12 protein-coding genes and 1 pseudogene are annotated in these 12,968 nt (G+C 58.0%); 2 read left to right on the top strand and 11 right to left on the bottom strand.

Annotation, left to right across the window (positions count from 1 at the left end):
* Window positions 1–151: 151 nt before the first annotated feature.
* The 10 genes and pseudogenes from JFU11_RS14425 to JFU11_RS14380 all read right to left on the bottom strand — a co-directional run bounded on the left by JFU11_RS14425 (window position 152) and on the right by JFU11_RS14380 (window position 10,146).
* Complete coding sequence (locus JFU11_RS14425; RefSeq protein WP_201061000.1) at window positions 152–2,113, bottom strand: DUF4105 domain-containing protein; 1,962 nt, start codon at window positions 2,111–2,113, stop codon at window positions 152–154.
* Window positions 2,110–2,430, bottom strand: a complete 321-nt coding sequence (locus tag JFU11_RS14420) for a DUF2388 domain-containing protein (RefSeq protein ID WP_201060998.1) — start codon at window positions 2,428–2,430, stop codon at window positions 2,110–2,112. The genes JFU11_RS14425 and JFU11_RS14420 overlap by 4 nt, the downstream gene beginning before the upstream one ends.
* Before the next feature lie 28 nt (window positions 2,431–2,458).
* Window positions 2,459–2,775: pseudogene (locus JFU11_RS14415) on the bottom strand (DUF2388 domain-containing protein).
* A 220-nt stretch (window positions 2,776–2,995) separates the two neighbouring features.
* On the bottom strand, window positions 2,996–3,313 hold the full coding sequence (locus tag JFU11_RS14410; protein ID WP_007902756.1) for a DUF2388 domain-containing protein: 318 nt from the start codon (window positions 3,311–3,313) through the stop codon (window positions 2,996–2,998).
* Between the two features lie 383 nt (window positions 3,314–3,696).
* On the bottom strand, window positions 3,697–3,912 hold the full coding sequence (locus JFU11_RS14405) for a DUF1127 domain-containing protein (protein ID WP_030129620.1): 216 nt from the start codon (window positions 3,910–3,912) through the stop codon (window positions 3,697–3,699).
* Window positions 3,913–4,231: 319 nt separating this feature from the next.
* Complete coding sequence (locus tag JFU11_RS14400; protein WP_123720034.1) at window positions 4,232–5,725, bottom strand: acetyl-CoA hydrolase/transferase family protein; 1,494 nt, start codon at window positions 5,723–5,725, stop codon at window positions 4,232–4,234.
* A gap of 190 nt (window positions 5,726–5,915) precedes the next feature.
* Window positions 5,916–7,352: an NAD(P)(+) transhydrogenase (Re/Si-specific) subunit beta gene (locus tag JFU11_RS14395; protein WP_123720033.1), complete on the bottom strand. Its 1,437-nt coding sequence runs from the start codon at window positions 7,350–7,352 to the stop codon at window positions 5,916–5,918.
* Window positions 7,352–7,675 (bottom strand): NAD(P) transhydrogenase subunit alpha, encoded by a 324-nt coding sequence (locus tag JFU11_RS14390; protein ID WP_003187010.1) that lies wholly within the window; start codon window positions 7,673–7,675, stop codon window positions 7,352–7,354. Before JFU11_RS14390 ends, JFU11_RS14395 begins: the two co-directional genes overlap by 1 nt.
* A gap of 15 nt (window positions 7,676–7,690) precedes the next feature.
* Window positions 7,691–8,812, bottom strand: coding sequence for a Re/Si-specific NAD(P)(+) transhydrogenase subunit alpha (locus JFU11_RS14385; protein WP_123358427.1), 1,122 nt, complete (start codon window positions 8,810–8,812; stop codon window positions 7,691–7,693).
* A gap of 434 nt (window positions 8,813–9,246) precedes the next feature.
* Entirely contained in the window at window positions 9,247–10,146 is a 900-nt protein-coding gene (locus JFU11_RS14380; protein ID WP_052963602.1) for a LysR family transcriptional regulator, read from the bottom strand.
* Between the two features lie 158 nt (window positions 10,147–10,304).
* Between JFU11_RS14380 and JFU11_RS14375 the strand changes: the two genes are divergently transcribed.
* Both JFU11_RS14375 and JFU11_RS14370 read left to right on the top strand, forming a co-directional pair.
* Window positions 10,305–11,486 (top strand): acyl-CoA dehydrogenase, encoded by a 1,182-nt coding sequence (locus tag JFU11_RS14375; protein ID WP_007897013.1) that lies wholly within the window; start codon window positions 10,305–10,307, stop codon window positions 11,484–11,486.
* A 13-nt stretch (window positions 11,487–11,499) separates the two neighbouring features.
* Window positions 11,500–12,720, top strand: coding sequence for a CaiB/BaiF CoA-transferase family protein (locus JFU11_RS14370; RefSeq protein WP_123720032.1), 1,221 nt, complete (start codon window positions 11,500–11,502; stop codon window positions 12,718–12,720).
* Between the two features lie 36 nt (window positions 12,721–12,756).
* Here JFU11_RS14370 and JFU11_RS27975 read toward each other — a convergent pair.
* Window positions 12,757–12,968 (bottom strand): hypothetical protein (locus tag JFU11_RS27975; protein WP_207188986.1); only part of this gene is annotated, 212 nt, incomplete at its 5' end.

Raw genomic sequence — 12,968 nt, 5'->3', positions numbered from 1 at the left:
ATCAGGCGACCCACTGTGGCGAGGGAGCTTGCTCCCGCTGGGGCGCGAAGCGGCCCTAGAATCGACCAGACACCTTATAGCGACGGCTTTGCCGTTGAACGGGAGCAAGCTCCCTCGCCCAGAGGCTTCAGCTCTTTCGGGGTCCTGGGTTTCAGGGCAGCTCCAACCCACCTGCAGCCTTGTGCAGCTTCCGCAAATGCTCGCCAACCTGCTTCAGGTTGGCTTCGTTGGCGGCCATCTCGGCGGCACGACTCGGCTCGAGCAACGCTCTCACTTCCTTGTCGAGATCCCCAGTTAGCGCTTGCAGCTGCTTCTGGCGCAGGTTGCTTTCCGACTCCAGACGCGTCCACTCGTTCGGTTGCGGCAAACCATAACCATCGGTGCCGAGCAGTTCGGCCGGACGGCTGAGGAAGCCGCTGTTGGCTAGAATCTCCTGCAAGGTCGCATTGGCTTTATCCATGCCGCGATTCTTCAGTTCCCGAGCGCCCAGATAACGTTGTTTCACTTCGTCTTGGGCCAGTACCATCTGCTGACGGAAACTGGCCTGCTCCAGCAGCAGCAATGCCGCGCTGGTGCGTAAGTCAGCCTGATCAATCCATTTGCGGCGTTCCTCAGCTTTCAAGGACAGCCAGTCCTCGACCTTGTTCTGCTTAATCGGTAAATGCTTCTTCAGCACTTCGAACATCGCTTGATAACGCTCGCGGAAGGAGTCGAAGCGATAGCCCAGACGTAACGCTTCGCGGGGATCGTCCAGCACGCTGGTGTTCGCCAATCCGCGGCCCTTGAGCACTTCCAGCAAACCGTTGGGCATGATGCTGTCGAGGCCAACCAGTTGCGCATTGTTGGTGCTGCTGCGCAGTAATTTCAGGCCTTCTACCGCGCAGTTGTTGGACAGGAAAAAATAGTTTCCGTCGTAACTCCAGTGCATCTCCGCGGCGTGTTCCACCACGTCTTCGATCTCGCTGTGCGACAGGTTCAGCGGCACCGATGCCAGGCTGCGCAGTTCGGTCTTGGTGTATTCGTCGATCACTTGGGCCAGCGGCAAGACAAACAGGCGGGACGGGTATTTACCCACCAGCCCATCCCAGCTCGACAGCTGTAAGTCACCGACGAAGGCGCGGTAGGACAACACCAGATGCTGATCCAGATCCAGTCGACAATCCGGCCCGCGAGGCCGACCCGGTGCACAGATCACCAGTCGCAGCATGCTGTGGCCCCAGCGGCTGACCCAGTTCTGGTTGGCTTCCGCCAGTAGATAGTCAACAGCGTAAACCCGTTCCGGATCGACCTGGCCCAGGGGCTGCTTGGCGAAGTCGTTACCCGCATTGAGGAAGGCGAATGATTGGGCGCATGTGTCTTTGGCGGCGGGCGCCCAACCGAAATGTTCTTTGTAGTAGCGATACAGCGCAGGACGACGGCAGGCATAGCTTGGGTCGAGGAGGAAATACTCCATATTGACCGCGACGAACTCCTTCGGGCTGCTCGTCTCGTAGATGTCCGGGCTGCGGGCAATCTGCCGGTTGTGCTGTTCGCGCTCGCCGCGCCGACCGACGTATTGCGGCCAACCGGCCAAATCCAGTAGACGAGGGTCATCGCTGAGGGTCCAGCGTCGCTCCGTCTGCCCACGGCATTGATCGGGGATGCCGATCAGCCCGGAGCTGCTGTTACGTTGCATGCAACGCTGGATCAGTGTGCGCTCGGCAGCTGGCCACAGGCGCGCACGGTCATAAATATGGGTGAGTTCGTGCAACACCGTGGCGAGCATTTCCCGGCGCACGGTACCGTGGGGACGATACGTTTTTTGGGTCGCGGCGCTGCCGTTGGTGAGGCTGGCGAGCAGATTGCGATTCAGGTCCAGCTCGGACACCAGCGATGCCTGACCGTAAGCATCGCTCGGCATGTCGTCGGTCCAGCCGACATCAATGCGTCGGTCCAGTTGCTCGATGAAGCGCGGCGGTAACGCCTGCATGGCTTCATCAAGCAGCGCCTGACTGGCCTGCTGTTGCGCGGGGCTCAGACCGTCGGTCTTGAGCCGTAGTTGCAGGCCGGCCTGAGCTGTGTTGCCAAGCAGCAATACAACCCCGGTCAGCAGCCAGGCGCCTAGCGACTTCACAGTGCGAGGATGGCTTCGGCGAGAACCTGATCACTGGCGTCGCGGGCTTCCGGTACGCGGGTGCGCAACATGTTGAGGGCCGCTTCCAGGTGCGCGCCACGGATTTCACCGTCGCTGGCGACGAAACTGGCCGCATCGTCGTGGGCTTCACGGACAATCTTCGAATCACGGATGGACGTGGTGGTATCGGACGTGAAATCAAGTGTGCGCTGGGTGGCGTTGATGAGGATGTTACTGGTGGCTACCAGGGTGTGCGCCTGGGCCACGTCGGCCAACAACAGCAGGCCAAGGGTGGCAGCAATCAGAGGGCTACGCATGGAACGACTCCGGAGGAACAAGGGATAACTATTGGACGAGAATTGCCTGCGCCAGTTCAAGGTCGCTGGCATGAAGTTTTGGCTGGGTCCGACGCAGGTAAATCAAGGCGGACTCCGTTGCGATCCACGCAGCTGACCGTCGCTGGCAACGAACGCGGCAGCGTCATCCCGGGCGGCGATCAGCAGTTTATGGTCGAAGGGCGCGGAGGTCACCATGCTGGAGGCATAACCACTGGCCACGGTGCCTTGCGTAGAAAGGTTGAAAGCATCGAAGGCGTGGGCCGAACCCGACCAGCAAGCCGCAAGAAAAACCGCAGTGATCGACAGATTGGAAAGAAAACGCATGAGACTCGTTAGCTGAAAGCGAGTCCCAAGGCTAGCGCAATGCCCGGACTAGAGCCAGTGCCGAAACATTGGGACACCTGTGGGAGGGGGCTTGCTCGCGAAGGCGGTGTGTCAGGCGACATCAATGTTGGATGTGCTGACGCCTTCGAGAGCAAGCCCGCTCCCCCATGGATTGCGTTTAACTGAACAGCATTAGGGCGTGTCCCGTCAGAGCTGTCGCTTAGATCGTCAGGATGGCCTGAGCCAGCTGTGCGTCGGTCGCATTCAGTTGTGGAGTCTGTTGGCGGATGTGGTCGAGCGCGCTTTCCAGTTTCACACCACGAATGGCGCCTTCACTGGCGACGAAGCTGGCGGCATCGTCACGAGCAGCACGAACGATTTTGTCGTCGCGAAAGGAAGACGAGACATCCGACGTTGCGTCAGAGGACGCCTTCAGTCCGCCAACAATGGAATCGGTGGTCACGATAAAACTGGTGGCGTGGGAATTGGCAGCAACGGCAAGCAGGGCGGCAGCGCTGAGCAGACGTAGACGGGACATGGGGTAGCTCCTTTGGATAGACCGATTTAGAGGTGGCTCAGGCTCAGACGCCTGTCGTAAAGCGTTCGCCACGTTCTATCTGGATATTAGGCCTATGCACCTCGGTTAGAACAGTCCCGTCTTTTAATGGAGACCTTTTGCCAATTTGTCGGGATTCAAGGGTGACCCCCTAATGCCTGCGGGCACAGACACCCTTCGATGAAATTGTACTGGTTAATTTTGTACATTTATAAACTGTACCTGTCAGTGTTTATCTCTTCTATACGGCCCAATATGAAAGCTCCAAAACGACAAAACCCGTCGTGGTTTCCCACGACGGGTTTTGTTTGTTCAATTCGGGGTGCTGGCGGTGGATCCGGAGGATCAGAGCCAGCGACGCTAACTTAGCGCCAGAACGGCTTGCTCAGCTCTTCGTAGCGTTGTGCTTCGCTAATCCCGGCGTCAGCCAGCAGACGCGAATCCAGACGAGCCAGTTGATGGCGGCTGGTGATGCGGCGCTGCCACAGCATCAGGTTGGCGATAACGCGCAGAGGCATGGAAGCCTGGGTTTTTGCAGCAGTATCTTCGAAGAACAGTTCGGAACTGAGTGTACGTTCCATGGTTGACATCCTTCCGCTTATGGCGGGACTAGGTAGTGGTTTAACTGATGCCAATGATCCTCTCGTTTGGCCAGTCTCTGTAGATACAGTTCACCTGTATTGTGAGAGACCAGTTAACTGTTAAAAGGCAGTGTACTGGTCTAAATTGAGGCAACTGTACCTGTCAGCACTAATATGGTGCATTATTGCTCAATTCAGCACAAAAGGTAGGAAAATACCGTAGGAAAATACCGGTACAGCAGTACAGTTTTTGACGGTGTGGAGTGTTAGTACCGCGAGCTGACGAAACTGTGTTTGCGTCAGCTGCAATCTGTATCAATTACACCGCCAGCATGCGCCCGGTTTCTTCCAGGTTTATGTGCCAACTCAGGGCGTCGCGAAGAATGTGCGGGGTATGCCCGCCGACTGCGCAAGCGGCAGTGAAGTAGTCATTCAAGGCTGGTCGATAGTCCGGGTGAACGCAGTTGTCGATGATGACCCGGGCGCGCTCACGCGGTGCCAGGCCACGCAAGTCGGCCAGGCCTATCTCGGTCACGAGAATGTCGACGTCATGTTCTGTGTGGTCGACGTGGCTGACCATGGGGACCACGCTGGAAATCGCGCCACCCTTGGCAATCGACTTGGTGACAAAGATCGCCAGGTGCGCATTGCGCGCGAAATCGCCGGAGCCGCCGATGCCGTTCATCATCCGCGTGCCGCAGACGTGGGTGGAATTGACGTTGCCGTACAGGTCGAATTCCAGCGCAGTGTTGACGCCAATAATGCCCAGGCGTCGCACCACTTCGGGATGGTTCGAGATTTCCTGAGGGCGCAGCACCAGCTTGTCCTTATAGTGCTCCAGATTCCCGAACACATCGGCATTGCGCCGACTCGACAGGGTGATCGAACTGCCGGAAGCAAAGCTCAGCTTGCCGGCGTCGATCAGATCGAAAGTCGAATCCTGCAGCACTTCGGAGTACATGGTCAGGTCTTCGAACGGCGAGTCGATCAAGCCGCACATCACCGAATTGGCGATAGTGCCGATACCGGCCTGCAGCGGGCCGAGCTTGTTGGTCATGCGACCGGCAGCCACTTCTTGTTTGAAGAAATCGATCAGGTGGTCAGCGATGGCCTGTGTGTCGCTGTCCGGCGGCAAGACAGTGGACGGCGAGTCGGACTGGTTAGTGATCACAATCGCGACGATTTTTTCTGGCGGTATCGGGATGGCGGTACTGCCGATGCGGTCGTCGACCTTCACTAGCGGAATAGGCGTGCGGGTCGGCCGGTAGGTCGGGATATAGATGTCGTGCAGACCTTCGAGATTCGGGTTGTGCGCCAGGTTGATCTCGACGATCACGTGTTTGGCGAAAATCGCGAAGCTGGCCGAGTTGCCTACCGAGGTGGTCGGCACGATATGGCCCTGCTCGGTGATTGCCACGGCTTCGATCACTGCGATGTCCGGTAGCTTGAGTTGTTGGTTGCGCAGTAGCTCTACGGTTTCCGACAGGTGCTGGTCGATGAACATGACTTCGCCGGCATTGATCGCCTTGCGCAGGGTGCTGTCCACCTGGAATGGCATGCGTCGCGACAGTACGCCGGCTTCAGTCAGTTGTTTGTCGAGATCGTTGCCCAGGCTGGCACCGGTCATCAGGGTGATTTTCAGCGGCGTGACCTTGGCGCGCTCGGCCAGTGCATGAGGCACGGCCTTGGCTTCGCCGGCTCGGGTAAAGCCGCTCATGCCGACGGTCATGCCGTCCTGAATCAGAGCGGCAGCGTCGGCGGCGCTCATCACCTTGTCCAGCAACGAAGGCAAGCGAATACGGTCACGGTACATAATTATTTTCTCGGGGCAACGGAAGCAAGGTGCGCAGTCTAGTGAATTTGATGAGCCTGCGTCCCGCTACCAAGGTCGCATTCGAGGCGTCTATTCTGGGTCTTTCAGACAAAACACCGTTACAGGATCGGTAACAGCCACAAACAAAAACGCCCCGACGAGTCGGGGCGTTTCAGATTGCCGAAGGGTATTACTCGACGGCTTTAACCATGTCCTCGATGACTTTCTTGGCATCACCGAAAACCATCATGGTCTTGTCCAGGTAGAACAGCTCGTTGTCCAGACCGGCATAGCCGCTGGCCATCGAGCGCTTGTTGACGATGATGGTCTTGGCTTTAAACGCTTCGAGAATCGGCATGCCGGCAATCGGCGATTTCGGATCGTTCTTGGCCGCCGGGTTCACCACGTCGTTGGCACCGAGCACCAGCACCACGTCGGCCTGACCGAACTCGGAGTTGATGTCTTCCATCTCGAACACCTGGTCGTAAGGCACTTCGGCCTCGGCCAGCAATACGTTCATGTGGCCAGGCATCCGACCCGCAACCGGGTGAATCGCATACTTCACGGTCACACCACGGTGGGTCAGCTTCTCGGTCAGCTCTTTCAATGCGTGCTGCGCGCGAGCCACCGCCAGGCCGTAGCCCGGAACGATGATCACGGTGTCGGCGTTGGTCAGCAGGAAGGTCGCGTCGTCAGCCGAGCCGGATTTCACCGGGCGGGCTTCTTTCGAACCAGCCGGGCCAGCCGCGTCCGCGGTGTTACCGAAACCGCCGAGCAGAACGTTGAAGAACGAACGGTTCATTGCCTTGCACATAATGTACGAGAGAATCGCACCGCTTGAGCCCACCAGGGAGCCGGCAATGATCAGCATCGAGTTGTTCAGCGAGAAGCCGATGCCTGCTGCTGCCCAGCCGGAGTAACTGTTCAGCATGGACACCACGACGGGCATGTCTGCGCCGCCGATCGGGATGATGATCAGCACGCCCATCACGAAGGCCAGGGCCAGCATCAGAGCAAACGCGCTTAGATTGCCGGTCAGCATGAAGGTGATGCCCAGTGCCAGCGTCGCCAGACCCAGCAGCAGGTTCAGCTTGTGCTGACCGCTGAACTGTACCGGTGCGCCCTGGAACAGGCGGAACTTGTACTTGCCCGAGAGCTTGCCGAACGCGATCACCGAACCGGAGAAGGTGATGGCACCGATGGCCGCGCCGAGGAACAGTTCCAGGCGGTTACCGGCAGGAATGGAATCACCCAGTTCCTTGACGATGCCCAGGGATTGCGGCTCGACCACCGCCGCGATGGCGATGAATACTGCGGCCATACCGATCATGCTGTGCATGAAGGCGACCAGTTCCGGCATCTTGGTCATTTCAACGCGTTTGGCCATGATCGAGCCGGCGGTGCCGCCGACCAACAGACCGACGATGACGTAACCGATGCCGGCAGTAGCAAGCTCGGCGCCCAGCTTATAAATGAGGCCCACGGTAGTGAGGATCGCCAACGCCATGCCGAGCATGCCGTAGACATTGCCGCGCCGCGACGTGGTTGGGTGCGACAGGCCTTTGAGGGCCTGGATGAAGCAGATCGACGCGATCAGGTAGAGCGTCGTTACCAAATTCATGCTCATTACTTGGGCGCCTCTTCTTTTACGGCTTTCGGGGCTTTTTTCTTGAACATCTCAAGCATTCTGCGGGTAACCAGGAAGCCACCAAATACGTTCACCGCTGCCAGAGCTACCGCCAGGGTGCCCATGGTCTTGCCCAGTGGGGTGACGGTCAAAGCTGCCGCCAGCATGGCGCCGACGATCACAATCGCCGAAATGGCGTTGGTCACCGCCATCAACGGCGTATGCAGTGCAGGTGTAACGTTCCACACCACGTGATAACCGACATAAATCGCCAGCACGAAGATGATCAGGTTGTAGATACCGGGGGAGATAAGCTCTTCCATCGTCTGAATCCCTGCTTAGGCGTTTTTGCGGATGACTTGGCCGTCGCGGCACATCAGGCACGCGGCGACGATGTCGTCTTCGAGGTTCACTTCAAACTGGCCTTCTTTGTTGAAGACCAGCTTCAGGAAGTCCAGCAGGTTGCGCGCGTACAGGGCCGAAGCATCGGCCGCGACTGCGCCGGCCAGGTTAGTCGGGCCGCAAATGGTCACGCCATTTTCGACGACTACCTGGTCGGCCACAGTCAGCGGGCAGTTGCCGCCCTGGGCTGCCGCGAGGTCGATGACCACCGAGCCGGGCTTCATCTGCGCCACAGTTTCGGCGCTCAACAGTGTCGGTGCCTTGCGGCCCGGGATCAGTGCGGTGGTGATGACAATGTCAGCCTGCTTGGCGCGTTCGTGCACGGCCAAGGCCTGGCGCTGCATCCAGCTGGCCGGCATGGGGCGTGCGTAACCGCCGACACCGACGGCGCATTCGCGCTCTTCATCGGTTTCGTACGGCACATCGACGAATTTCGCACCCAGGGATTCGATCTGTTCCTTCACGGCAGGACGCACGTCGGACGCTTCGATGACTGCACCCAGACGTTTTGCCGTGGCAATCGCCTGCAAACCGGCTACGCCAGCGCCAAGAATCAGCACACGCGCCGCTTTCACGGTGCCCGCAGCGGTCATCAGCATCGGCATGAAGCGTGGATAGTAGTGAGCAGCCAGCAACACGGCTTTATAGCCGGCGATGTTCGCCTGGGAGGACAACACATCCAGGCTCTGAGCGCGGGAGGTGCGCGGCGCGGCCTCCAGTGCGAAAGCGGTAATGCCGCACTCAGCCAGCTTGGCAATGGTTTCATTGCTGAACGGATTGAGCATGCCCACCACAACGGTGCCGCTCTTGATCAGAGTCAGCTCGCTGTCGCTGGGGGCGACCACCTTGAGAATCAGCTCTGCGCCAAATGCATCATTGGCACTGCCAATGGTCGCGCCTGCCGCTTCATAAGCACTGTCGACAACGCTGGCGTTAATACCGGCGCCGCTTTGCACAGTGACTTTATGACCCTGGCCGATCAGCTTCTTGATGGTTTCCGGGGTTGCAGCAACCCGTGTTTCACCCGTCTGGGTTTCGAGAGGAACACCAATGTGCACGTCAAATCTCCTGCGTGATCTTATTGAGTAAACCCAAGCACTTCGGATGGTGCGTCTGGGGCGGCCGATCAGCACGATCCCGCCAAATCAGGGCGGGGCGCGGCATTTTGCAGGCGAACTTTGTGCCCTTCAAGGGATTATGACGGGTGACGGAAAATTAACTACAAGTCACCCCGTGACCGAATGTCGCACTTATCGGGGCAATCCCTTGCAGGCCGTGGCTTGCGAGGATTCTGTCCAAAATTCAAGAATTTACACATCGGCACGGTGAATGAGGCGTCATTGCCTGCCAATAGAGGCTCAAGGCCACGTATTCAGGCCTTTGTAGGACGTTTGTGCTACTCCTCGGTACAGTCTGCCAATATGCGACAAATACTTACATCTGTAGTGCTTTTGTTTTCCTGACTACGAGGTCAGCTAATAAGTGCGAGCCTTTATCCTTCTAGGCTGTAGCTTTGTGCCTGATTCACCAGCCAATCGCGAAATGCCTTTAAAGAGGCTGATTCGACCTTTCGCTCGGGAATCATCAGGTAGTAGGCCTTAATGCTCGATAGTGCCTGGGCGTTGGCAATCACCAGGCGCTTCTCTGCCAATTCGCGCTGAATCAGGAACGGTGGAATCAGCGCGATCCCCATATCGTGCATCGCCGCTTGAGCAAGCATGGAGAATAGCTCGTAACGAGGCCCTGTCATGTCTCGCGGGATATTCAGGTTTTGAGAGTTGAACCACTGGCGCCAGGCATAAGGGCGTGTGGTCTGCTGAAGCAGGGGCAGTTCGGCGATTTCACTGGGGCTCAGATTGGTTTTCTTACCCAGTAATGTGGGACTGCACACCGGCATCGGATTTTCGCCCATTAGCCTGTGGGATTCGGTACCCGACCAGTCGGCGTCGCCGAAATAGATTGCGGCATCGAAATCGGTATCGGCAAACAGGAAGGGGCGGGTGCGGTTGGTGAGGTTGACCGTCACTTCCGGGTGTTTGTGCTGAAAGTCCTTGAGTCGCGGCAGCAGCCATTGAGTGCCAAAGGTTGGTACCACCGCCAGCTCGATCACGTTGGCGCCTTGTTGGCCCATCACTGACAAGGTGTCGCGTTCAACCGCGTCGAGTTGGGTGGCCACTCGGCGGCTGTAGGAAAGCCCGGCCTCCGTCAGCTTCACTCCGCGCCGGGAGCGTCGGAACAGTTCGACGCTGAGGAACTCCTCTAGGCTGGCGATCTGTCGGCAAATCGCTCCCTGCGTAAGGGAAAGTTCCTGGGCGGCCTTGGTAAAGCTCTCGTGGCGCGCTGCAGCTTCAAAGCTGATCAGGGCGGTTGTACTGGGGATCTTCCTGCGCATGTACGTCAACCTCACTAATACATCGCATATAGGCTATTTTTGCGACGTTACGGAGTGAGAAATTAGCACAGCAGTATGCAAAATCCTCGTTTGCCGTGAAACCGAACCCGGCCTAGGATCACTCCACGTTATTTGACCCGATTCGAGAGGACTCACTCATGGGCGGTAAAGCTAGCTTCAACTGGATCGATCCCCTGCTGCTGGATCAACAGCTCACTGAAGAAGAACGCATGATTCGCGACACCGCTCAGCAATTCGCTCAGCAGAAGCTCGCGCCACGCGTTCTCGAAGCTTTCCGTCATGAGAAGACCGACCCGGCGATCTTCCGCGAGATGGGTGAAGTGGGTCTGTTGGGTGCGACCATTCCTGAGCAATACGGTGGCAGCGGCCTTAACTACGTCAGCTACGGTCTGATTGCCCGTGAGGTCGAGCGTGTCGACTCCGGCTATCGCTCGATGATGAGCGTGCAGTCCTCGTTGGTCATGGTGCCGATCAACGAATTCGGTACCGAAGCACAGAAGCAGAAATACCTGCCGAAGCTGGCCTCGGGTGAATGGATCGGTTGCTTCGGTCTGACCGAGCCTGACCACGGTTCCGATCCGGGCGCGATGATTACTCGTGCACGCAAAGTGGAAGGCGGCTACAGCCTCACCGGCAGCAAAATGTGGATCACCAACAGCCCGATCGCCGATGTGTTCGTGGTTTGGGGCAAGGACGACGCGGGCGATATTCGTGGTTTTGTTCTGGAGAAGGGCTGGAAAGGCCTTAGCGCCCCGGCGATTCACGGCAAGGTTGGCCTGCGTGCATCCATCACCGGCGAGATCGTCATGGACAACGTGTTTGTCCCTGAAGAGAACATCTTCCCGGATGTCCGGGGCTTGAAAGGTCCTTTTACCTGCCTTAACTCGGCGCGTTACGGCATTTCCTGGGGCGCACTGGGCGCTGCCGAGTTCTGCTGGCACACCGCTCGCCAGTACACCCTGGATCGTAAGCAGTTTGGTCGTCCATTGGCGGCCACACAGTTGATCCAGAAGAAGCTGGCTGACATGCAGACCGAAATCACCATGGCGCTGCAAGGCTGCCTGCGTCTGGGGCGTATGAAGGATGAAGGCACTGCTGCCGTCGAGATTACTTCGATGATGAAGCGCAACTCCTGTGGCAAATCCCTCGATATCGCCCGCATGGCGCGCGACATGCTGGGTGGCAACGGCATCTCCGATGAGTTCGGTGTCGCTCGTCACCTGGTCAACCTGGAAGTGGTGAATACCTATGAAGGTACGCATGACGTCCACGCGCTGATCCTCGGTCGCGCGCAGACCGGCATCCAGGCGTTCTATTAATAGGAGAACGGCCATGGGCGCGCTTTCGCATCTACGGGTACTGGATTTATCGCGGGTGCTTGCCGGGCCCTGGGCCGGGCAGATCCTGGCGGACCTTGGCGCCGAAGTCATCAAGGTCGAGCGCCCGGGCAATGGCGATGACACGCGCGCCTGGGGGCCTCCGTTCCTTAAAGACGCCTATGGCGAGAACACCAGCGAGGCGGCCTATTACTTGTCCGCCAACCGCAACAAGCAATCAGTGACCATCGACTTCACGCGGCCAGAGGGGCAGCAGTTGGTGCGTGAGTTGGCGGCGAAGTCGGACATCCTTATTGAAAACTTCAAGGTCGGTGGTCTGGCGGCTTATGGGCTGGACTATGAGTCGCTCAAGGCGATTAATCCGAAGCTGATCTATTGCTCGATCACTGGATTCGGTCAGACAGGTCCGTATGCCAAGCGTGCGGGTTACGACTTCATGATTCAGGGCTTGGGCGGTCTGATGAGTTTGACCGGTCGTCCCGAAGGAGATGAAGGCGCGGGCCCGGTGAAGGTTGGTGTGGCGCTGACAGATATTTTGACCGGTCTCTATTCAACGGTAGCGATCCTGGCGGCCTTGGCTCATCGGGATCAGGGCGGTGGCGGTCAGCATATAGACATGGCATTGCTGGATGTTCAGGTGGCTTGTCTGGCCAATCAGGCGATGAACTACCTGACAACAGGCGTTGCGCCTAAACGCCTGGGCAACGCTCATCCGAATATCGTGCCTTATCAGGACTTTCCTACGGCCGATGGCGATTTCATCCTCACCGTGGGTAACGATGGGCAGTTCCGCAAGTTTGCGCAGGTGGCTGGTCAGCCGCAGTGGGCGGATGATCCGCGCTTTGCGACCAACAAATTGCGGGTGGCTAACCGAGCAGTATTGATTCCGCTGATCCGCCAGGCAACCGTGTTCAAGACTACTGCCGAATGGGTGGCGCTGCTGGAGCAGGCAGGCGTGCCATGTGGACCGATCAATGATCTGGCTCAGATGTTTGCCGATCCTCAGGTTCAGGCGCGTGGGTTGGCCATTGAGCTGCCTCATGCTTTGGCCGGGAAGGTGCCGCAGGTCGCGAGCCCGATTCGTCTGTCCGAGACTCCGGTGGAATACCGTAGCGCGCCTCCTTTGTTGGGTGAGCACACGCTGGAGGTTCTGCAGCGGGTGTTGGGTCTGGATGCCGGCGTCGTTGCTGGGTTCAAGGCGTCTGGAGTGCTCTGAGTATTCCTTCTATATAGCAGGGCTGGTTTTGCTCTCCTATATAGAGGGGAATGCGCAGTTTTCCGGCTTTTCGCAAGTTATTGATAGAAAAGCGTAATCAGGGGTTGACGGCAGATTCTGGAAGTCTATAATTCGCCCCACTTCCGGCGCAGTCGAAGCGGAAAACTCCTTGGTAAACAAAGAGTTATGCAGTTTCCGGCAGCGGTTACGCTTCAGTTCATCGAAGCCAGAAGGAGTTGGTAGGGTGT

This window comes from Pseudomonas sp. TH37 (assembly GCF_016650735.1).
Classification (GTDB): Bacteria; Pseudomonadota; Gammaproteobacteria; order Pseudomonadales; family Pseudomonadaceae; genus Aquipseudomonas; species Aquipseudomonas farris.
Note: the sequence above shows the minus strand (reverse complement) of the source record. Positions and strands in the feature narration are given on the sequence as shown.

What these genes read in the sequence shown, in the direction of transcription:
- JFU11_RS14375 (WP_007897013.1), top strand. Translation starts at nt 10,305, where the DNA reads ATGGGCGGTAAAGCTAGCTTCAACTGGATCGATCCCCTGCTGCTGGAT.
- JFU11_RS14400 (WP_123720034.1), bottom strand. Translation starts at nt 5,725, where the DNA reads ATGTACCGTGACCGTATTCGCTTGCCTTCGTTGCTGGACAAGGTGATG.
- JFU11_RS14390 (WP_003187010.1), bottom strand. Translation starts at nt 7,675, where the DNA reads ATGGAAGAGCTTATCTCCCCCGGTATCTACAACCTGATCATCTTCGTG.
- JFU11_RS14420 (WP_201060998.1), bottom strand. Translation starts at nt 2,430, where the DNA reads ATGCGTAGCCCTCTGATTGCTGCCACCCTTGGCCTGCTGTTGTTGGCC.
- JFU11_RS14395 (WP_123720033.1), bottom strand. Translation starts at nt 7,352, where the DNA reads ATGAGCATGAATTTGGTAACGACGCTCTACCTGATCGCGTCGATCTGC.
- JFU11_RS14370 (WP_123720032.1), top strand. Translation starts at nt 11,500, where the DNA reads ATGGGCGCGCTTTCGCATCTACGGGTACTGGATTTATCGCGGGTGCTT.
- JFU11_RS14405 (WP_030129620.1), bottom strand. Translation starts at nt 3,912, where the DNA reads ATGGAACGTACACTCAGTTCCGAACTGTTCTTCGAAGATACTGCTGCA.
- JFU11_RS14380 (WP_052963602.1), bottom strand. Translation starts at nt 10,146, where the DNA reads ATGCGCAGGAAGATCCCCAGTACAACCGCCCTGATCAGCTTTGAAGCT.
- JFU11_RS14410 (WP_007902756.1), bottom strand. Translation starts at nt 3,313, where the DNA reads ATGTCCCGTCTACGTCTGCTCAGCGCTGCCGCCCTGCTTGCCGTTGCT.